The 19,199-nt window shown below is 66.7% G+C and carries 19 protein-coding genes; 12 read left to right on the top strand and 7 right to left on the bottom strand.

Annotated elements, in window-relative coordinates:
* Positions 1–62 precede the first annotated feature (62 nt).
* A complete protein-coding gene (locus ACI1V7_RS20795) occupies positions 63–1,511 on the bottom strand; it encodes a cryptochrome/photolyase family protein (protein ID WP_404533749.1) in 1,449 nt (482 codons plus the stop codon).
* Between the two features lie 200 nt (positions 1,512–1,711).
* On the opposite strand from ACI1V7_RS20795, the gene ACI1V7_RS20790 reads away from it, so the two are divergent.
* Genes ACI1V7_RS20790 through ACI1V7_RS20765 form a run of 6 tightly spaced genes read left to right on the top strand, consistent with a single transcriptional unit; the run spans position 1,712 to position 6,341 of the window.
* On the top strand, positions 1,712–2,368 hold the full coding sequence (locus ACI1V7_RS20790; protein ID WP_404534165.1) for a YqgE/AlgH family protein: 657 nt from the start codon (positions 1,712–1,714) through the stop codon (positions 2,366–2,368).
* A 34-nt stretch (positions 2,369–2,402) separates the two neighbouring features.
* Entirely contained in the window at positions 2,403–2,795 is a 393-nt protein-coding gene (ruvX, locus tag ACI1V7_RS20785) for a Holliday junction resolvase RuvX (protein ID WP_404533747.1), read from the top strand.
* Complete coding sequence (gene pyrR, locus ACI1V7_RS20780; protein WP_404533745.1) at positions 2,782–3,300, top strand: bifunctional pyr operon transcriptional regulator/uracil phosphoribosyltransferase PyrR; 519 nt, start codon at positions 2,782–2,784, stop codon at positions 3,298–3,300. The genes ruvX and pyrR overlap by 14 nt, the downstream gene beginning before the upstream one ends.
* Entirely contained in the window at positions 3,293–4,258 is a 966-nt protein-coding gene (locus ACI1V7_RS20775; RefSeq protein WP_404533743.1) for an aspartate carbamoyltransferase catalytic subunit, read from the top strand. Before pyrR ends, ACI1V7_RS20775 begins: the two co-directional genes overlap by 8 nt.
* Before the next feature lies 1 nt (position 4,259).
* Positions 4,260–5,543 carry a dihydroorotase gene (locus tag ACI1V7_RS20770; protein WP_404533742.1) on the top strand — a complete coding sequence of 428 codons (1,284 nt, stop codon included), beginning with the start codon at positions 4,260–4,262 and terminating at the stop codon, positions 5,541–5,543.
* Between the two features lie 45 nt (positions 5,544–5,588).
* Positions 5,589–6,341, top strand: a complete 753-nt coding sequence (locus ACI1V7_RS20765; RefSeq protein ID WP_404533741.1) for a lysophospholipid acyltransferase family protein — start codon at positions 5,589–5,591, stop codon at positions 6,339–6,341.
* A gap of 105 nt (positions 6,342–6,446) precedes the next feature.
* Here the strand turns inward: ACI1V7_RS20765 and ACI1V7_RS20760 are convergent, their stop codons facing one another.
* On the bottom strand, positions 6,447–7,292 hold the full coding sequence (locus ACI1V7_RS20760; RefSeq protein ID WP_404533740.1) for a symmetrical bis(5'-nucleosyl)-tetraphosphatase: 846 nt from the start codon (positions 7,290–7,292) through the stop codon (positions 6,447–6,449).
* A 318-nt stretch (positions 7,293–7,610) separates the two neighbouring features.
* Here ACI1V7_RS20760 and ACI1V7_RS20755 point away from each other — a divergent pair, with 318 nt between their 5' ends.
* The 6 genes from ACI1V7_RS20755 (at position 7,611) to ACI1V7_RS20730 (ending at position 13,688) form a co-directional block, all read left to right on the top strand.
* Complete coding sequence (locus ACI1V7_RS20755) at positions 7,611–8,705, top strand: glycosyltransferase family 4 protein (protein ID WP_404533739.1); 1,095 nt, start codon at positions 7,611–7,613, stop codon at positions 8,703–8,705.
* A gap of 83 nt (positions 8,706–8,788) precedes the next feature.
* The gene (locus ACI1V7_RS20750) at positions 8,789–9,112 is read left to right on the top strand and encodes an H-NS histone family protein (RefSeq protein ID WP_404533738.1); all 324 of its coding nucleotides are present in this window, start codon (positions 8,789–8,791) and stop codon (positions 9,110–9,112) included.
* A 328-nt stretch (positions 9,113–9,440) separates the two neighbouring features.
* On the top strand, positions 9,441–10,823 hold the full coding sequence (locus ACI1V7_RS20745; RefSeq protein WP_404533737.1) for a phosphomannomutase/phosphoglucomutase: 1,383 nt from the start codon (positions 9,441–9,443) through the stop codon (positions 10,821–10,823).
* A 9-nt stretch (positions 10,824–10,832) separates the two neighbouring features.
* Positions 10,833–11,813 (top strand): lipopolysaccharide heptosyltransferase I, encoded by a 981-nt coding sequence (waaC, locus tag ACI1V7_RS20740; RefSeq protein ID WP_404533736.1) that lies wholly within the window; start codon positions 10,833–10,835, stop codon positions 11,811–11,813.
* Positions 11,813–13,087, top strand: coding sequence for a lipid IV(A) 3-deoxy-D-manno-octulosonic acid transferase (waaA, locus tag ACI1V7_RS20735; protein ID WP_404534163.1), 1,275 nt, complete (start codon positions 11,813–11,815; stop codon positions 13,085–13,087). The genes waaC and waaA overlap by 1 nt, the downstream gene beginning before the upstream one ends.
* Before the next feature lie 46 nt (positions 13,088–13,133).
* Positions 13,134–13,688, top strand: coding sequence for a YcxB family protein (locus ACI1V7_RS20730; RefSeq protein ID WP_404533735.1), 555 nt, complete (start codon positions 13,134–13,136; stop codon positions 13,686–13,688).
* A gap of 76 nt (positions 13,689–13,764) precedes the next feature.
* On the opposite strand, the gene ACI1V7_RS20725 is transcribed toward ACI1V7_RS20730, so the two are convergent.
* The 5 genes from ACI1V7_RS20725 to glyQ form a co-directional block, all read right to left on the bottom strand.
* Complete coding sequence (locus tag ACI1V7_RS20725; protein WP_404533734.1) at positions 13,765–14,703, bottom strand: M48 family metallopeptidase; 939 nt, start codon at positions 14,701–14,703, stop codon at positions 13,765–13,767.
* A 44-nt stretch (positions 14,704–14,747) separates the two neighbouring features.
* Positions 14,748–15,440, bottom strand: a complete 693-nt coding sequence (locus ACI1V7_RS20720; RefSeq protein ID WP_404534162.1) for a lysophospholipid acyltransferase family protein — start codon at positions 15,438–15,440, stop codon at positions 14,748–14,750.
* An 86-nt stretch (positions 15,441–15,526) separates the two neighbouring features.
* Positions 15,527–16,090, bottom strand: a complete 564-nt coding sequence (gene gmhB / locus ACI1V7_RS20715) for a D-glycero-beta-D-manno-heptose 1,7-bisphosphate 7-phosphatase (RefSeq protein ID WP_404533733.1) — start codon at positions 16,088–16,090, stop codon at positions 15,527–15,529.
* A gap of 10 nt (positions 16,091–16,100) precedes the next feature.
* Positions 16,101–18,212 (bottom strand): glycine--tRNA ligase subunit beta, encoded by a 2,112-nt coding sequence (gene glyS, locus ACI1V7_RS20710; RefSeq protein ID WP_404533732.1) that lies wholly within the window; start codon positions 18,210–18,212, stop codon positions 16,101–16,103.
* Between the two features lie 23 nt (positions 18,213–18,235).
* Positions 18,236–19,159, bottom strand: a complete 924-nt coding sequence (glyQ, locus tag ACI1V7_RS20705; RefSeq protein ID WP_404533731.1) for a glycine--tRNA ligase subunit alpha — start codon at positions 19,157–19,159, stop codon at positions 18,236–18,238.
* Positions 19,160–19,199 lie beyond the last annotated feature (40 nt).

Here is a 19,199-nt window from a genome sequence, read left to right as displayed (position 1 = left end):
TTTCTGCTCGCGCTGTCGAAACGCATGCAAAATTGGGTCCCTGCCTGCGCAGGGACGACGGGCTAGTCTGCCTTCAACCTCTTGAACCGCGCCAGCGTTTTCGCTCGCGCCTGCTCGTGGTCGACCACCGGCAAGGGATAATCCCGCCCCAGCACGACCCCCGCCTTGTCCAGCGCCGCGTCCTTCGCCAGCCACGGCGCATGGATCGCTGCCTTGTCCAGCTTTCCCAGCGCCGGCAGCCATGCGCGGATGAACGTCCCGTCCGGATCGAAGCGCTTCGATTGCGTCACGGGGTTGAAGATGCGGAACCACGGCTGCGCATCGCAGCCTGTGGACGCCGCCCACTGCCAGCCGCCGTTGTTCGAGGACAGCTCGTAGTCGTCCAGCCGGCGCGCGAAATACGCTTCGCCGCGGCGCCAGTCGATGCCCAGGTCCTTGGTGAGGAAGCTGGCCGTCACCATGCGCAGGCGGTTGTGCATGAAGCCCGTGCGGTTCAGCTGCAGCATGGCGGCGTCCACCAGCGGGTAGCCGGTGCGGCCTTCGCACCAGGCCGCGAACAGGGCGTCCGCGTCTTGTCCTTCGTCCCAGGCCAGCGCGTCGAATGCCGGCTTGAAGTTGTCCGTCACCACGCGCGGATGGCGCGCCAGGATCATCATGTAGAACTCGCGCCAGATCAGTTCCGACAGCCAGACGGGGGTGCCCAGTCCGCCGTCTCCGGCGTCGATGCGCGCGCGCAGCAGGCGCACCAGGCGGCGCACGCTCAGCGTGCCGAAACGCAGGTGCAGCGACAGGCGCGAGGTGGCGTCCAGCGCCGGATAGTCGCGGTCGTGGTCGTAGCGCGCCATGCGTTCCAGGAAGGCATCGAGCAGCTGCCCGGCGCCCGTCATGCCCGGCGTGGGTAGCGGGCATGGCGGCGCGCGAAAGCCAAGCTCTTCCAGCGCGGGCAGCGCGTGGCCGTCCGGCGCCGGGGCCAGGGCGCCGGCATGCTCGGCCGTCTCCCAGGCATCGACCGCCTGCGGCTCGGCCGCCAGGCGCTTGAGCCAGGCATTCTTGTAGGGCGTGAACACGGAGAACGGGCCGCCCGTCTTCGTCAATACCTCGTCGCGCTCGAACACGACCTGGTCCTTGAACGTCTGCAGGCTGCGCCCGGCACGGCGCAGCGCATCGAGCACGGCGCGGTCGCGCCGGATCGCCTGCGGTTCGTAGTCGTGGTTGGCGAACACGGACTCGGCGTCGAGCTCGGCGGCCAGCCGGGGGATGTCGTCCGCGGCGCGCCCATGACGCACGATGAGGTAACCTCCCATTGAACGCAGCCGTGCGTCGAGTTCCACCAGGCTGGCATGGATGAACTGCACGCGCCGGTCGTCCTCCGCCAGTCCGTCCAGGATGTCGGTATCGAAGACGAAGACGCAATACACCCTGTGCGAGGAGAGCAGGGCGTGGTGCAGCGCTGCATGGTCGTCCGTCCGCAGATCGCGCCGGAACCAGACCAAAGAGTTTCTCAAAGTCATCTTCTGTGTGCGGAGTCAAAAGCAGGACGCATTTTACTGTCTACCATTCCTCTGATTTGCCGCCGATCCACGTTTTGCGATCGATCAACAACGCCGCTTCCATGGCCGCGTGAGCAAATGGGTGTAAACTAGCGAAAAGCCCAAGCTTTTCAAGTTGATACCGCGGTAATGAAGAGAGTGAGCCAACAGAGAGTATGAGCATGAAAAAAAGCAAGGTCGGCAAGCCTCTACCCATGCCCGGGATGCCGCAGGAAGGACTGTCCACCCTGGGCCAGGCCAGCGCCGTTCAGCCGCAGCTGAACCTGGCCAACCATTTCCTGATCGCCATGCCATCGATGAACGATCCGATCTTCGGCGGCACCGTGGTCTATATCTGCGAACACAACGACAAGGGCGTGCTCGGCGTCGTCATCAACAAGCCCACCGACATGACCATGGACGTGCTGTTCGACCGCATCGACCTGAAGGTGGCCGAGGGCCTGCGCGCCAGCGTCGTGAACGAGCCGATCATGTTCGGTGGCCCCGTCCAGGACGACCGCGGCTTCGTGCTGCATTCGCCGGGCGGGCGCTATTCCTCGTCGCTGAGCGTCACCGACGACGTTTCCTTCACCACCTCGATCGACGTGCTCGAAGCCGTCGCCAGCGGCACCGGTCCCCAGCGCATGCTGGTGTCGATCGGCTACGCCGGCTGGAGCCCGGGCCAGCTCGAGGAAGAGATCGCCCGCAACGGCTGGCTGACGGTGGGCGCCGACGCCCACGTGCTGTTCGACCTGCCGATCGAGGAACGCTACAACGCCGCCATCAAGCTGCTGGGCATCGATCCCCTCATGCTCGCTTCCGAGGCGGGGCACGCTTGATGCAGGGGACTTTTTCTGCCCGAGACGATCGCTGATGGTTGATATCGTTCTAGGCTTCGACTTCGGCATCAAGCGCATCGGCATCGCCATGGGAAATACCCTGACAGGACAGGCGCAGCCCCTGTCCGTCATCAAGGCCGTCGATAACGCGACGCGTTTTTCCGTGATCGGCGAACTGATCGAACAATGGCGTCCCGCGCGCCTCGTCGTCGGCGAGCCGCGCCATCCGGACGGCGCCGAGCACGACATGACGCTGCGCGCGCGCCGCTTCGCCAACCAATTGCACGGCCGCTTCAACCTGCCCGTCGAGCTAGTCGACGAACGCTATTCGTCGGCCGTCATCCCGGCCAAGCGCGGCGAGATCATCGACGCCAAGGCCGCCGCCATCATTTTGCAACAATACTTTGACGACCATGCCAACTCCTGACAACGACGCCTTCGACGCCGAGGCGCTGTACCGCGACCTGCTCGAGCAGGTGCGCGCCGGCCTGTCCGGCGTGAACGATGCCGCCATCGTAGGCATCCACTCGGGCGGTGCCTGGCTGGCCGAGCGGCTCGCCGCCGACCTCGGCCTGCCGCAACGCCTGGGCTTCATCGACGTCTCGTTCTACCGCGACGACTATGCGAAGAAGGGCCTGCACCCGGACGTGAAGCCGACCCGCATCGAATTCAACGTCGACGGCGCGACCATCCTGCTGGTCGACGACGTGCTGTACACGGGCCGCACGGTGCGCGCGGCGATCAACGTGCTGTTCGACTTCGGCCGCCCGCAGCGCATCATGCTGGCGGCCCTGGCCGACCGCGGCGGACGCGAACTGCCGGTGGCCGCCGATTTCGTCGGCGCGCGCGCCGCGCTGGCGCCCGGCCAGTCGCTGTCCCTGAGCCGCGCCGGCGGCCAACTCTCGCTCACGATCGAAGACGACAATGCATAACCCGCAACTGAACAAAAACGGCGAGCTGCAGCACCTCATCACCATCGAGGGGCTGCCCAAGTCCATCATCAACCACATCCTCGACACGGCGTCGAGCTTCGTCGGCATCTCCGACCGCGAAGTCAAGAAGGTGCCGCTCATGCGCGGCAAGAGCGTGTTCAACCTGTTCTTCGAGAACTCGACGCGCACCCGCACGACCTTCGAGATCGCCTCCAAGCGCCTGTCGGCCGACGTGATCAACCTGAACATCGCGGCCTCCTCGACGACCAAGGGCGAATCGCTGCTGGACACGATCGACAACCTGTCGGCCATGCACGCCGACATGTTCGTCGTGCGCCACTCGCAGTCGGGGGCGCCCTACCTGATCGCCAAGCACCTGAACGACACGCAGCAGAACCACGTGCACGTGGTGAACGCGGGCGACGGCCGCCACGCGCACCCGACCCAGGGCCTGCTCGACATGTACACGATCCGCCACTACAAGAAGGATTTCACCAACCTGCGCGTGGCCATCGTGGGCGACATCCTGCACAGCCGCGTGGCGCGTTCGGACATCCACGCGCTGACCACGCTGGGCGTGCCGGAAGTGCGCGCGATCGGCCCGCACACGCTGCTGCCGGGGGGCCTGGAGCAGATGGGCGTGCGCGTGTTCACGGACATGGAAGAGGGCCTGAAGGACGTCGACGTGATCATCATGCTGCGCCTGCAGAACGAGCGCATGACGGGCGCGCTGCTGCCCTCGGCCGGCGAATACTTCAAGAGCTACGGCCTGACGCCGGAACGCCTGGCGCTGGCCAAGCCGGATGCCATCGTGATGCACCCGGGCCCGATCAACCGCGGCGTCGAGATCGACTCCAAGGTCGCGGACGGCAAGCAGGCCGTGATCCTGCCGCAGGTGACCTTCGGCATCGCAGTCCGCATGGCGGTAATGAGCATTCTGGCAGGGACCCACGCATAACATGAATCTGCATATCAAGAACGGCCGCGTGATCGACCCGGCCAACGGCATCGACGCCGTGCAAGACCTCTTCATCGCCGACGGCAAGGTGGCCGCCGTGGGCAGCGCGCCGGCCGGCTTTGACGCCGCGCGCACCATCGACGCGAGCGGCCTGGTGGTGGCGCCGGGCCTGGTGGACCTGTCGGCGCGCCTGCGCGAGCCGGGCTACGAATACAAGGCCACGCTGGAATCCGAGATGCAGGCGGCCGTGCAGGGCGGCGTGACCACGCTGGTGTGCCCGCCCGACACGGACCCCGTGCTGGACGAGCCGGGCCTGGTCGAGATGCTCAAGCACCGCGCGCGCCTGCTGAACCAGGCCAACGTGCATCCGCTGGGCGCGCTGACCACGGGCCTGAAGGGCAAGGCGCTGACCGAGATGGCCGAGCTGACCGAGGCGGGCTGCATCGGCTTCTCGCACGCCGAGGAACCGATCGAGGACACCACGGTGCTGCTGCGCGCCATGCAGTACGCGAAAACCTTCGGCTACACGGTCTGGCTGCGTCCGCAGGATCCTTACATCGGCCGCGGCGGCGTGGCGGCCAGCGGCCCGCTGGCCTCGCGCCTGGGCCTGTCGGGCGTGCCGGTGATGTCCGAGACCATCGCCCTGCACACGATCTTCGAACTGATGCGCGCATCCGGCGCGCGCGTGCACCTGTGCCGCATCTCGTCGGCCGCCGCGCTGGACCTGATCCGCGCCGCCAAGAAGGAAGGCCTGCCGGTCACCTGCGACGTCGGCGTGCACCACCTGCACATGACCGATGCCGACATCGGCTTCTTCGACCCGAACGCGCGTCTGAGCCCGCCGCTGCGCAGCCAGCGCGACCGCGAGGCGATCCGCGCCGCCGTCCTCGACGGCACCGTCGATGCCGTCTGCTCGGACCACACCCCCGTCGACGACGACGAGAAGCTGCTGCCGTTCGCCGAGGCCTCGCCCGGCGCCACCGGCCTGGAGCTGCTGCTGGCGCTGATGCTCAAGTTCGCCGACGAGCAGCACGGCGGCAAGGATGCGCTGGCGCGGGCCCTGTCGCGCATCACGATCGATGCGGCGCGCACGGCCGGCCTGGCCGCCGGCACGCTGGCGCCGGGCGCGCAGGCGGACGTGGTGCTGTTCGACCCGGCCGCGCGCTGGACCGTGCAGGCGTCGAACCTGGCCAGCCAGGGCAAGCACACGCCCTTCCTCGGCTACGAGCTGGCGGGGCAGGTCAAGGCGACCATCGTGTCCGGCCACGTCGCGTTCGAACGCTGATCCCGGACGGCGCCGCGCTGGCGGCGCCTTCGACGGAACCGTCTCGTGAACATCAAGCTCGCGTGGCGCCTGGCGCGCGTCATCGTCCACCTGGTCCAGGGCCTCGCCACCTGCGCGCTGGTCTTTCCCTGGGCCGGCGCCGCCCTGCGCGAGCGCCTCGTGCGGCGCTGGTCGGCGCGCCTGCTCGGCATCTGCCGGGTGCGCGTCGAGCGCGCACCGGGGGCGCCTGCGCTGGAACACGCGCTGATCGTCTCGAACCACATCTCCTGGCTCGACATCTTCGTCATCAATGCGATGCTGCCCAGCCGCTTCGTGGCCAAGGCCGAGATCCGCGCCTGGCCCGTGGTCGGCTGGCTGGTGGCGCAGGCGGGCACGGTGTTCATCGCGCGCGGCAACCGGCGCGAGCTGCGCCACATCTTCAAGGGCATCGTGGATGCCCTCGGCCAGCGCCAGCGCGTCGCCTTTTTTCCCGAGGGGACGGTGGCGGCCCAGGGCCAGCTGCTGCCGTTCCACGCCAACCTGTTCGAGGCGGCGATCGACGCCGGGGTGCCCGTGCAGCCGTATGCGCTGGCCTACCTCGACGCGCGCGGCGGCTGGCACGCTGACGTCGACTATACGGGCGACACCACGTTCGTGCAGAGCATCCTGCGCATCCTGGGCGGCGAGCCCGTGACCGCACGCCTGGCGAGCCTGGCGCCGATCCCGGCGGGGCCGGGGACGCATCGGAGGGAGCTGGCGCAGCAGGCGCAGGAGGCGATCCGGGTGGCGCTGGGGCAGGTGGAGACACCGCTGCAATAAGCCGTCGCCCCTGCGAAGGCAGGGGCCCAATGTCGTGGCGGAGCGTCAGCGCCTGCAAAAATCAGGCCCCTGCCTTCGCAGGGGCGACGGTTTTGTTAGTGTCGTTTATTTCTTCCCGCCGTGCTCCCGGTACTCCGGGCAATCCACCTGCAGCAGCGAGCGGTCGTCCAGGCATACGGCCGTCAGCTTGCCGCCCCACACGCAGCCGCTGTCCAGTCCCACCAGGTTGGGCCGCAGCACCAGGCCCAGCGCCGACCAGTGCCCGAACACGACGGTCACGTCGTTCGTCTTCCGGTCCGGCAGGTCGAACCAGGGCGCCAGCCCGCTGCCTTCCGGCCCCTTGTCGCTTTCCTTGTGCGCGAAGTCCATCCTGCCGTCCGGCCAGCACAGGCGCACGCGGGTGAGGGCGTTGACGATGCAGCGCAGGCGCGCGATACCCGTCAAGGCATCGTCCCAGCGGTCCGGCTCGTTGCCGTACATCTGGCCCAGGAAGCCGACCCAGCGCTCGCTGCGCAGTTCCGCCTCGACCTCGGCGGCGAGCGCCATCGTCCGTGCCGCGTCCCATTGGGGGGCCACACCCGCATGCACGAGAAGGTGGGCATCCACGAACATGGCCAGCGGCCGCCGGCGCAGCCATTCGATCAAGTCGGCGCGGTCGGGCGCGGCCAGGATCTCGTCCAGCGTGTCCGAGCGGCTCGCCTTCTGGACGCCGGCGGCCACCGCCAGCAGGTGCAGGTCGTGGTTGCCGAGCAGGGCGTCGACGCGACCGCCGCTCGTTTCGGACAGTGTCTTCATGCGCCGCAGCGCGGCCAGCGATTCGGGACCACGGTTGATCAGGTCGCCGACGAACAGGATGCGGGCGTCGCCCCCGGCGTCGGCATCGATACGGTCGAGCAGCAGGCCCGCTTCGTGGGCGCAGCCTTGCAGGTCGCCAATCACATAGGTTTTCATCGTCTATTTTCCATTGCGCGCGAATGCGCCTTTCGGGGAATGATACCGCGCCGGCTGCGGCGAAGGATTCGCCGGCCTGATGTTCATTTCTAAATGTAAATTGTCTCGCTGTTCACGCGCGCCAAGCGGACAATTCCCGGTTTGTCAATCCGATCGGTGTGAGCCAGGTAAACGGCCCGGCTTCGGGCCCGGCACGCCATCTAGTACAATGCGCCGGTACAACGGCCGAGCTGCGCGCCAATCGAATTGAAAAGTGCTTTGCCTATTCACCGGCATAGCCCATCCAGCCACACGGCTATTGCATTCAAAGAATAATAAATGTTTTCTTTCCTCGTGAGCTTCGTGGCGTCTGCATTGCTGACCCTGCTGGTCATCAAGCATGCGAAATTACATGGACCCGCCCTCGACAATAATTTCGGCGGCGTCCAAAAGGTGCATCAGCACGCAGTTGCGCGCATCGGCGGATTACCGATTTTCCTGGCCGTGACATTGACCGCCTGCATATCGGTATTACGCGAGCCCAGCCTTGGTTATTGGCTGGCGGCGCTGCTCGCATGCTCGTCGATTGCCTTTGGCGGCGGTATTGTGGAGGACTATACGGGCACCGTCAGGCCATCGCGGCGCCTGGTACTGACGATGGCGGCAGCCGTGCTGGGTTATCTGGTACTGGATGCAAAAATCGCGCGCCTGGACATGCCGTTCGTCAGCTGGCACCTCGATTCGCTCTGGCTGGTATTGCCGCTGACCGTGCTGGCGGTGGCCGGTATCGCGAATGCGGTGAATATCATCGACGGCTTCAACGGCCTGGCCAGCGTGGTCACGATCTTCATGCTGCTGTCGCTGGCCTATGTCGGGTGGCAGGTGGGCGATATGTTCGTGCTGGTGTCGGCGCTGACGGTGGCGGGCGCGACCGCCGGTTTCCTGATCTGGAATTATCCCGCCGGCCTGATTTTCCTCGGCGACGGCGGCGCCTATTTCGTCGGGTTCATGCTGGGAGAACTGGCCCTGCTGCTGGTGATGCGCAATCCCCAGGTCTCGACCTGGTATGCGGCATTGCTGCTGATTTATCCCGCATTCGAAACCATATTTTCCGTTTACCGTCGAATGTTCGTGCGCGGAAAATCGCCGACCATGCCCGACGGAATTCACCTGCACAGCCTGATTTTCCGGCGCATTGCGCAATGGACGGTGGGACGCAAGGAAGCGCGCGCGCTGATGAAACGGAATGCGCGCACGTCGCCTTACTTGTGGCTGTTTTCGCTTACCGCAGTTATTCCTGCAACCGTGTTCTGGCGGAATACGGAAGTCCTGATATTCTTCTGTTTGTTGTTCGTTATCAGTTACGTGTGGCTTTACGCGCGTATTGTTCGATTCAAGTCGCCACGCTGGCTCATTTGGCACAAGAAAGACTAACAAAAAATCCTGGATGGTGTATATTGCGACAATTGGTGAGATTTGGATAAAATCCGTTTTTAAACTACTTATAAGGAATCGAGATGGATCTGTCGAATATGTCCTTGGGCGATTTGCGTAACCTGCAGGAGCAGATCAAGCAGGAAATGAAGAAGCGTGAGCATCAGGAAGTGCAAAAGGCACGCGAGCAGATCCTGGCCATTGCGCAAAGCGTCGGCGTTCCGCTGAAAGACCTGATCGCTTCCGGCCGCGGTGCCAAGGCAACGGCAGGCGGCACCGGTTCGGTCGCCGTCCGTTATCGCCACCCGGACGATGCATCGCAGCAGTGGACCGGCCGCGGCCGCCAGCCGAAATGGGTCAAGGAATGGGTCGAAGGCGGTAAATCGATCGACCAGCTGCGCGTCTGATTCGATTCCAGCCGATTCCGCCGGAAGCACGCGCTGCTTCCGGCGGACGGCCTGGACGCCCCGCTGCATTGACGCGATGTGCGGCGTCCAAGGTTCTCCGTCTTGTCTGCGCCATTTGTTTGCGCAATTTCGTGGAATGCATTCGCCGTTCCCGACTCTTTCCCCTGTTTCGATTTCCGTCCAATGGACGTCTCATGCAGATGCACTGATGCACGCGTGAAATACCCATTGTTCCGGCTTGCCGCTACAATAGCCTTTTTATCATCCTTTCCATCACGCCCGCGACGCCGCATGCGCGCCGTCCGTGCAGCCATCAAGGTAAATATCCATGGTCCCTCTCTCGAAAACGATTTTCAAGGCTTATGACATCCGCGGTGTGATCGACAAGACGCTCGACGCCGGCATCGCGCGCCAGATCGGCCAGGCCTTCGGCGCCGCCGCGCTGGCCAAGGGCGAGCGCACCGTCGTCATCGGCCGCGACGGCCGCCTGTCCGGTCCGGGCCTGGCCGAGGCCCTGGCCGCCGGCCTGCAGGAAGCGGGCGTGGACGTGATCGACCTGGGCATGGTCGCGACCCCGATGGTGTACTTCGCCACCAATGTGCTGGATGCGCGTTCGGGCATCATGGTCACCGGCAGCCACAACCCGCCGGACTACAACGGCTTCAAGATGGTCCTGGCGGGCGAGGCGATCTACGGCGACGCGATCCTGGGCCTGCACGCGGCGATCGAGCGCGGCGACTTCCAGCCGGCAGCCACCGCGGGCAAGTATTCGACCCACGACATCAAGGACGCCTACATCGAGCGCATCGCCGCCGACGTCAAGATCGCCCGTCCGATCAAGATCGCCGTCGACGCGGGCAACGGCGTGGCCGGCGCCTTCGCGGGCGACCTGTTCCGCGCGATGGGCTGCGAGGTCATCGAACTGTTCTGCGAGGTCGACGGCCACTTCCCGAACCACCACCCGGATCCGGCCCACCCGGAAAACCTGCAGGACCTGATCGAGGCCGTGCGCACGAGCGATGCCGAGATCGGCCTGGCGTTCGACGGCGACGGCGACCGCCTGGGCGTGGTCACCAAGGATGGCCAGATCATCTTCCCGGACCGCCAGATGATGCTGTTCTCAAGCGACGTCCTGTCGCGCAACCCGGGCGCCGAGATCCTGTACGACGTCAAGTGCACGCGCCACCTCGGCCCCTGGATCGAGCAGCACGGCGGCCGTCCGCTGATGTGGAAGACGGGCCATTCGCTGGTCAAGGCCAAGCTGAAGGAAACGGGCGCCCCGCTGGGCGGCGAGATGAGCGGCCACATCTTCTGGAAGGACCGCTGGTTCGGCTTCGACGACGGCCTGTACACGGGCGCGCGCCTGCTCGAGATCCTGACCAAGGTCGCGGACCCGTCGGCGCTGCTGAATTCCCTGCCGATCGCTTCGAGCACCCCGGAACTGCACCTGCACCTGCAGGAAGGCGAGAACTTCGCGCTGATCGACAAGCTGCGCCGCGAAGCGAGCTTCCCGGGCTCCGATCGCGTCAACGACATCGACGGCCTGCGCGTCGAGTACCCGGACGGCTTCGGCCTGGCGCGCGGCTCGAACACGACCCCCGTCGTGGTGCTGCGCTTCGAAGGCGAGAACCCGGAAGCCCTCGCGCGCATCCAGGCTGAATTCGCCCGCGTGATCCTCGCCGCCAAGCCGGATGCCGAACTGCCGTTCTGAGGTCCGCCGTTGAAGATCCTGCTGGTGCGGCTGTCGTCCTTGGGCGACGTGCTGCACAACCTGCCGATCGTGGCAGACATCCTGCGCCACCACCCGCAGGCCCAGGTCGACTGGGTGGTGGAAGAGGCTTATGTCAGCCTCGTGAAGCTCAATCCCCACGTGCGCAAGGTGATCCCGATCGCGCTGCGCCGCTGGAGGAAGGGGCTGGGCAAGGCGGCGGTGCGCGCCGAGCTGCGCGGCTTTTTCCGCGACCTGCGCGCCGAGCAGTACGACTACGTGTTCGATACCCAGGGCCTGATCAAGACCGGCATCGTGATGGCCTGCGCGCGCGTCAAGCCGGGCGGCCAGAAGATCGGCCTGGCCAACGGCACCGAGGATTCGGGCTACGAGGGCATTTCGCGCGTCTTCCATAGCCGCAGCATCCCCGTCGCGCCGCGCACCCATGCGGTGGCGCGCGGGCGCCAGGTCGTGGCCGCGGCGCTGGGCTACACGGTCGACACGGCGCCGGACTTCGGCCTGCCGGCGCCAGGCGCGTCCGGGCGCAAGCCCTGGATGCCGGCGGGCCCCTACGTCGTGTTCTTCCACGGGACCGCGCGTGACGCCAAGAAATGGCCGCCGTCCGACTGGATCGCCCTCGGCCGGGCGCTGGCGCCGCTGCCCGTGCTGCTGCCCTGGGGCTCGCCGCGCGAGAAGGAAGATGCCAGCTTCCTGGCCGCCGCGCTGCCGAATGCGACCGTGCTGCCCAGGCTGTCGATGATGGATGCCGTGGAACTGGCGCGCCACGCGGCGCTCGCAGTCGGCGTCGACACGGGCCTGACCCACATCGCCGCCGCCTTCCTGACGCCGACGGTCGAGATCTACGTCGATTCGCCGCGCTGGAAGACCGAGGGCAACTGGTCGCCGCGCATCGTCAACCTGGGCGATACGGGCGCCGCGCCGGATGCCGCTACCGTGCTGGCCGCCGCACGGCGCCTGCTGGAGACCACGTGATGCGTCTGCTGTATTCCCTGCTGTGGTGGCTGGCGCTGCCGCTCGTGCTGGGCCGCCTGTGGTGGCGCGGGCGGGCCGAACCGGGCTACCGCATGCACGTCGGCGAACGCCTCGGCTTCCATGGCCGCGTGCCTGCCGGCGGTCCCTTTATCATGCTGCACGCCGTGTCGGTGGGCGAGACCCGCGCGGCCGAACCGCTGGTCGACGCGCTGCTGGCCGCGTACCCGGGCCACCGCATCCTGCTGACCCACATGACGCCGACGGGCCGCGCCACCGGCAAGGCCCTGTTCGCCAAGCACGGCGAACGCATCGTGCAATCCTACCTGCCCTACGACACCGGCTTCATGGTCGGGCGCTTCCTGCGCCATTTCGCGCCGCGCGCCTGCATCCTGATGGAGACGGAAGTGTGGCCGAACCTGATCCGCGGCTGCGCGCGCCACGGGGTGCCGGTGGCGCTGGTGAACGCGCGCCTGTCCGAGCGCTCGCTGCGGCGCGGCCAGCGCTTCGGCGGCATCATGATGGACGCGGCGCGCGCGATCCCGCTGGTGGCGGCCCAGACCGAGGCCGATGCCCGGCGCATCGCCTCGCTGGGCGCGCCGAACGTGACGGTCACGGGCAGCATCAAGTTCGACGTGGTGCCGCCCGAGGCGGCGCTGCGCACGGGCGCCATGCTGCGCGCGTGCTTCGGGCGCCGTCCCGTGTTCCTGTGCGCCTCCACGCGCGAGGGCGAGGAAGCGCTGATCCTGAACGCCTTCACGGCGCTGCCGGACCGTCCCGCCGGCATGCTGCTGCTGCTGGTGCCGCGCCATCCGCAGCGCTTCGACGAGGTCGCGCGCATGGTGGAGGAGCGCGGCCTGACCCTGGCGCGCCGTTCCGCGCTGACGGAGGAAGGCGCGGACGCCGTGACGGCCGACGTGCTGCTGGGCGATTCGATGGGCGAGATGTTCGCCTACTACGCGGCCTGCGACTGCGCCTTCATCGGCGGCAGCCTGATGCCGCTGGGCGGCCAGAACCTGATCGAGGCGGCCGCCGTCGGCAAGCCGGTGCTGGTGGGCGAACACACGTTCAACTTCCTGCAGGCGACCGAGGAAGCGATTGCCGCCGGCGGCGCGCTGCGCGTGCCCGATGCGCCGGCCTTGCTGCGGGAGGCGGCGCGCCTGCTGGAGGACGCGGACGCGCGCGCCGCGATGGGAGAGCGGGCACTCGCTTTCGCCGCCAGCCACCGTGGCGCGACCGTGCGCACTGTTGAACTCTTGCAACGGATTATCGACTAGGTTTTGTTACCATTCTCTTTAGCTTAAGAAACGAAAGGGGATGCGCATGTTGTGGTCTAATCGCACGCGAGCGGGCGGCAACGTGGATGGCGGGATGGCCCTCATGGACCAGCCCGATACGATCGATCTCGGTGCCGACGCCATGCCGGCCGCCTCGATTCCCGTCGTGCATCCTCCCGCCGCCTTGTACAACCTGCATTTCTGGGTGCGCTATACGCTCGGCGAATACATGGGCTTCATGTGGGAACACGGGGGCTACCTGATCCGCCGGCGCCGCATCCGCTGGCCCATGGGCCTGTACCTGCGCCTGAAAAGCACGCTGTCGGCGGCCATGCACTTCGTGCTGCTGCGGCGCGGGCGCCGCACCTACGAATTCCAGATCGACCAGCACGGCATCGTGCGCACCAGCGACACGGGCGTGAGCCTGATCGACTGGGACGACGTGCAGCGCATCCGCACCTATTCGAAGGGCTTCATGATGGTCCTGAAGCGCGGCACGCTGCCGATTCCGTTCCGTTGCCTGAGCAAGGACGAGGTCAGCGCGATGCGCGGCATCGCGGATGCGCGCGCGGCGGGCGAATTGCAATTCCGGGCGTCGTGAATGGTGGGCATGTGATGCCCACCCTACATCCTGTCACCGTAGGGTGGGCACCATGTGCCCACCATTATTCCGCCATCTATTCGTCCGGGAACAGCACCGGCATCTCCACCGACCGCTTGCGCAGGGCCGTCCTGGCCCCGTCGTAGTCCGGGAACACCGATTCCACCACGGCCCAGAAGCGCGGGCTGTGGTTCATCTCGCGCAGGTGCGCCAGTTCGTGCACCACCACGTAGTCCAAGAGCGCCAGCGGGTAGTGCACCAGCTTCCAGTTCAGGCGGATGTTGCCGGCCACCGTGCACGAGCCCCAGCGCGTGCCGGCCGAGGAAATCGCATAGCTGTTGTACTGCACGCCCACTTGCGGCGCATACAGGTCGAGGCGCTCGCCGAACAGGCGCCGTGCCTCGTCCTGGAACCAGCGCTTGACGCGTTCGCGGATCTGCCATTCCGTCAGGCCCGGCGTCACGCCCAGTTCCAGCGTGCGGCTGTCCGCGTCGTAGGCGCAGCGGCTGCGCTCGGCCGGCGCGAGGCGCAGCACGATGTCCTGGCCCAGGTAGGGCAGCCTGGCGCCGTCGACCCATTCGACAGGAGCGCGGCCTTCGCGCTGCACGTGGCGCTCGCTGCGCTCGAACAGCTTGGTCAGGATCCAGCGCTGCTTGGCGCGGATGGCGCTGTCGATATCGGCCAGCACGGCGCGGTTCGGGACCGTCACGCGCAGGCCGTCGTCGTCGATCATGAAGCCGTAGGAGCGGCGCGAGGAGCGGCGCAGCACGTAGTGCACCGTGTGCGACCCGAGCTGGATCGTGCGCAGCGGCGGATCGTTCGGGCCTACCGGCGGGACGGGCAGGGTGCGGGTGGGAACGGGCGGCGCCTTGAACAGGGGCGCCGGCGGCGTCGGCTTCGCGACGGGGCTGGCCGCGGGCGCGGTGGCTTGCGGGGCGGCGTCGGCGGACGGCGCGAGCGCCGCGAACTGGGCGAACAGCTCCAGCTGTTTCGCGTCGGTCTTGGGGGAGGTCATGGTGGGCGGCGTCGGAGAGGCTTTGGCGAGCGCGCCCAATTCGTTCAAGTACCTTTGTAGGCGTGGGGCGAAATGACGCGCATTTCCGATTCTATCCAATTTTCGACCTCTTGCATCAGGGTGTCGGCGGTATGGTGTTCCGGCGAGATGGGCTTGCCGATCGAGACGGTGATCAGGCCCGGGCGTTTGATGAAGGAATTCTTCGGCCAGCATTCTCCCGAATTATGCGCGATCGGCACGACGCTGGCACCCGTTTCGATCGCCAGGCGCGAGCCGCCGCTCTTGTACTGTCCTTTTTCGCCAACAGGAATGCGCGTCCCCTCGGGGAACATGATGATCGACTGGCCGTCCGCGAGGCGGCTCTTGCCGATCCTGACCACGTGGGCGAAGGCGCGCTTGCCCTTGCTGCGGTCGATCGGGATCATGCGCAGCAGGGCCATGCCCCAGCCGAAGAAGGGAATGTACAGGATTTCCTTCTTGAAGACGTACACCAGCGGCCGGCGCATGTTGGGCAGCATGAAGATGGTTTCCCAGGCCGACTGGTGCTTGGACAGCAGGATCGCCGGCTGCGGCGGCAGGTTGTCGTAGCCGCGCACCTCGTAGCGGATGCCGCAGATGACGCGCGCGCACCAGATGACGAACACGTTCCAGCGCGACGTCACCCAGAAGCGCGTGTTGTACGGGAAGGGCGCCGCCAGGAAGCAGACGCAGGCCCAGACGACGGTGGCAATCGCCATGACGACGGTAAACAGCAGGGAGCGCAGGAACAGTGTGGCGGTTTGCAAGGACGAATTCTCCGGTACGGCGGGATGGGTGGTAGCGGTCATGCGGTGGCCGGGGCGGGGCGCGGGGCGGTTTTCAGGAAGGCGTCGACCATCGCGGCGAGGTCGGGGAAGACCTGGGTGCCGGGCGGCAGGCCGCCGGTCTCGAAGGTCTTCTGGCCCTTGCCGGTCAGGACCAGGTAGGGCAGGCAGCCGCTGATGAAGCCGGCCTGCAGGTCGCGCAGCGAGTCGCCCACGGTCGGTACGCCCTTCAGGCTGAGCTTGAAGCGCTTGCTGATCTCCTCGAACATCCCGGCCTTGGGCTTCCTGCAATCGCAGTTGTCGATGGCCGCGTGCGGGCAGAAGAAGATCGCGTCGATGTCGGCGCCCACCAGCTGGGCGGCGCCGTGCATCTTCTGGTGGATGGCGTTCAGCGTGGTCATGTCGAACAGTTCGCGCGCGATGCCCGACTGGTTCGACGCGATGACCACGCGGTAGCCCGCCTGGTTCAGGCGCGCGATCGCCTCGAGCGACCCCGGGATCGGGATCCACTCGGCGGGCGACTTGATGAAATCCGGCGAGTCGTGGTTGATGACGCCGTCGCGGTCGAGGATGATCAGCTTCATCGCGCCTGCCTCACGCCGCCAGCTTGGAGATGTCGGCCACGCGGTTCATCATGCGGTGCAGGATGGCCAGCAGGGCCAGGCGGTTGTTGCGCAGCGCGAGGTCCTCGGCCATCACCATCACGTCGTTGAAGAAGGCATCGACGTCGTCGCGCAGCTGGGCCAGCGTCTTCAGGGTGCCGGTGAAGTCGCCGCGCGCGAAGGCGGCATCGACCTCGGGCTGCACGCGCTGCACGCTCGCGTACAGCTTCTTCTCGGCCTCGTCCTGCAGCAGGGCGGCATCGACCGATCCCGCTTGCGCCAAGGCTTCCTCGTTCTTCTTGAGGATGTTCGAGATGCGCTTGTTGGCGGCGGCCAGCGAGCTGGATTCCGGCAGCGCGGCGAAGGCCTGCACGGCTTCCAGGCGCTGCACCACGTCGTCGACGCGGTCCGGGTCCTGGGCCAGCACGGCTTCCACCTCGTTCGGCGAGAAGCCGCGGTCGCGCAGCAGGCCGCGCACGCGGTCCAGCATGAAGGCCTTCACTTCCGCGCCCGGATCCTTGAAGGTGGCCACGGTGTCGAAGGAAGCGGCGGCGTCGGCCAGCAATTCGTCGATGCCCAGCGGCAGGCGCTTTTCCACCAGCATGCGCATCACGCCCAGCGCGTGGCGGCGCAGCGCGAACGGATCCTTCTCGCCGGTCGGCTGCAGGCCGATCGACCAGATGCCGACCAGGGTTTCCAGTTTGTCCGCCAGCGCCACGGCCAGGCCCGTGCTGGTCGACGGCAGCGCGTCGCCCGAGAAGCGCGGCTGGTAGTGTTCCGAGGCGGCCAGCGCCACTTCCTCGTGCTCGCCGTCGTTGCGGGCGTAATAGGTGCCCATGATGCCCTGCAGCTCCGGGAATTCGCCGACCATGTCGGTCAGCAGGTCGGCCTTGGCCAGCTGGGCGCCGCGTTCGGCCAGCAGCACGTCGTAGCCGAGGCGCCGGGCGATGGCGCCGGCCAGGCGCATCACGCGCTGGGTACGTTCCAGCTGGGTGCCCAGCTTGTTGTGGTAGACCACGTTGGCCAGCTGCGGGACGCGCGATTCCAGCGACTTCTTCTTGTCCTGCTCGAAGAAGAACTTGGCGTCCGACAGGCGCGGGCGCACGACGCGCTCGTTGCCGCCGACGATGGCGGACGGATCGTCGGTCTGCAGGTTCGAGACGATCAGGAAGCGCGAGCGCAGCTTGCCGGCGGCATCCGTCAGGGCGAAGTATTTCTGGTTGGTCTGCATGGTCAGGATCAGGCATTCCTGCGGCACGGAGAGGAAAGTCTCCTCGAACCGGCACTCGTACACCACCGGCCATTCGACCAGGGCCGCCACTTCGTCCAGCAGCGATTCCGGCATCAGCACCTGGTCCGCGCCGGCCTTGGCCAGCAACTGGGTACGGATCGATTCCTTGCGCTCCTCGGCGTTGGCGACGACCTTGCCCGTCTCCTTCAGCAGCGCGGCATAGTCGTCCGCGTGAGGAATGTCGAAGCGTTGGCCGTTCGACAGGAAGCGGTGGCCCAGCGTGCTGCGGCCGGAGGACAGGCCCAGCAGCGTCAGCGGCACGATGGCGTCGCCGTGCAGCGCCAGCAGCGAATGCACGGGGCGCACGAACTGCACGGTGGCGCCGTCCGGGCGCTGGTAGCTCATCACCTTGGGGATCGGCAGCTTGGCGACCGCTTCTTCCAGCACCGGCTGCAGGCCGTCGGCCAGCTGCGAACCCGGGGCGGTGTAGGTGTAGAAGAAGCTCTCGGCCTTGCCGTCCTGGGCGCGTTCGAGGTCCGCCACCTGCAGGTCCGGGAAGCCCAGCGCGGCCAGCTTCTTGGCCAGCGGCGCCGTCGGGTTGCCGTCCTTGTCCAGGGCGACGGTCACCGGCAGCACTTTCTCGCGGATCGATTTGTCCGGCGAGGTGGCGCGCACCTTGGTGATCGACACGGCCAGGCGGCGCGGGGTCGCGTGGGTGGTGACGCTGCTGTCGGCGTCGAGGAAGTCGCGCGCCTTCAGGCCGTTGGCGATGCCATTGGCAAAGGCGGCGCCCAGTTTCACGAGGGCTTTCGGCGGCAGCTCTTCGGTCTGCAGCTCGATCAGCAGGGTCTGGGCGGGTAAGGTCTGATTCATGGTTGTTCTATTCTGTTCTGGACTCAGGCGGCTTGTGCGGAAGCTTGTTCCGATGCGGGCAGCATCGGGAAGCCGAGCTTCTCGCGCGAATCGTAATAGGCCTGGGCGACCAGGCGCGACAGCGTGCGCACGCGGCCGATGTAGGCGGCGCGCTCGGTGACGGAGATGGCGCCGCGCGCATCGAGCAGGTTGAAGCTGTGCGAGGCCTTCATGATCTGCTCGTAGGCCGGCAGCGTCAGGGCCAGCTCGATCAGGCGCTTGGCTTCGCTCTCGTGGTTGTTGAAGGCCTGGAACAGCAGGTCCGTGTTCGAGTGCTCGAAGTTGTAGGTCGACTGCTCGACCTCGTTCTGGTGGAACACGTCACCGTAGCTGAGGGACTTCTTCACCCCATTCTCTTCCCACTCCGTCCACACCAGGTCGTAGACGTTTTCCACGCCCTGCAGGTACATCGCCAGGCGTTCGATGCCGTAGGTGATCTCGCCCAGCACGGGCTTGCAATCGAGGCCGCCGACCTGCTGGAAGTAGGTGAACTGGGTGACTTCCATGCCGTTCAGCCAGACTTCCCAACCGAGGCCCCAGGCACCCAGCGTCGGGCTTTCCCAATCGTCCTCGACGAAGCGCACGTCGTTCTTCTTCAGGTCCAGGCCCAGCGCCTCCAGGGAGCCGAGGTAGAGGTCGAGGATGTTTTCCGGCGCCGGCTTCAGGACCACCTGGTACTGGTAATAGTGCTGCAGGCGGTTCGGGTTCTCGCCGTAGCGGCCGTCCTTGGGGCGGCGCGACGGCTGCACGTAGGCGGCGCGCCAGGGCTCCGGGCCGATCGCGCGCAGGAAGGTGCCGGTGTGGAAGGTACCCGCGCCGACTTCCATGTCGTAGGGCTGGAGCAGGGCGCATCCCTGCTTGTCCCAATAGGTCTGCAGGGTCAGGATGATTTGTTGGAAAGTAAGCATCTTATCGGCTTGGAGCTGGTGGCTGCGCGCGCGGCGCGCG

The sequence above is a fragment of the Massilia paldalensis genome, assembly GCF_044901715.1.
Taxonomy (GTDB): domain Bacteria; phylum Pseudomonadota; class Gammaproteobacteria; order Burkholderiales; family Burkholderiaceae_D; genus Telluria; species Telluria paldalensis.
Note: the sequence above shows the minus strand (reverse complement) of the source record. Positions and strands in the feature narration are given on the sequence as shown.

Bases quoted from the DNA above. Each gene is read 5' to 3' on its own strand.
- ACI1V7_RS20795 (WP_404533749.1), bottom strand. From the start codon at position 1,511: ATGACTTTGAGAAACTCTTTGGTCTGGTTCCGGCGCGATCTGCGGACG.
- gmhB (WP_404533733.1), bottom strand. From the start codon at position 16,090: ATGAAGCTGATCATCCTCGACCGCGACGGCGTCATCAACCACGACTCG.
- ruvX (WP_404533747.1), top strand. From the start codon at position 2,403: ATGGTTGATATCGTTCTAGGCTTCGACTTCGGCATCAAGCGCATCGGC.
- ACI1V7_RS20745 (WP_404533737.1), top strand. From the start codon at position 9,441: ATGGTCCCTCTCTCGAAAACGATTTTCAAGGCTTATGACATCCGCGGT.
- waaA (WP_404534163.1), top strand. From the start codon at position 11,813: ATGCGTCTGCTGTATTCCCTGCTGTGGTGGCTGGCGCTGCCGCTCGTG.
- glyS (WP_404533732.1), bottom strand. From the start codon at position 18,212: ATGAATCAGACCTTACCCGCCCAGACCCTGCTGATCGAGCTGCAGACC.
- ACI1V7_RS20755 (WP_404533739.1), top strand. From the start codon at position 7,611: ATGTTTTCTTTCCTCGTGAGCTTCGTGGCGTCTGCATTGCTGACCCTG.
- glyQ (WP_404533731.1), bottom strand. From the start codon at position 19,159: ATGCTTACTTTCCAACAAATCATCCTGACCCTGCAGACCTATTGGGAC.
- ACI1V7_RS20730 (WP_404533735.1), top strand. From the start codon at position 13,134: ATGTTGTGGTCTAATCGCACGCGAGCGGGCGGCAACGTGGATGGCGGG.
- pyrR (WP_404533745.1), top strand. From the start codon at position 2,782: ATGCCAACTCCTGACAACGACGCCTTCGACGCCGAGGCGCTGTACCGC.
- ACI1V7_RS20770 (WP_404533742.1), top strand. From the start codon at position 4,260: ATGAATCTGCATATCAAGAACGGCCGCGTGATCGACCCGGCCAACGGC.
- ACI1V7_RS20750 (WP_404533738.1), top strand. From the start codon at position 8,789: ATGGATCTGTCGAATATGTCCTTGGGCGATTTGCGTAACCTGCAGGAG.
- ACI1V7_RS20760 (WP_404533740.1), bottom strand. From the start codon at position 7,292: ATGAAAACCTATGTGATTGGCGACCTGCAAGGCTGCGCCCACGAAGCG.
- ACI1V7_RS20720 (WP_404534162.1), bottom strand. From the start codon at position 15,440: ATGGCGATTGCCACCGTCGTCTGGGCCTGCGTCTGCTTCCTGGCGGCG.
- ACI1V7_RS20775 (WP_404533743.1), top strand. From the start codon at position 3,293: ATGCATAACCCGCAACTGAACAAAAACGGCGAGCTGCAGCACCTCATC.
- ACI1V7_RS20790 (WP_404534165.1), top strand. From the start codon at position 1,712: ATGAAAAAAAGCAAGGTCGGCAAGCCTCTACCCATGCCCGGGATGCCG.
- ACI1V7_RS20725 (WP_404533734.1), bottom strand. From the start codon at position 14,703: ATGACCTCCCCCAAGACCGACGCGAAACAGCTGGAGCTGTTCGCCCAG.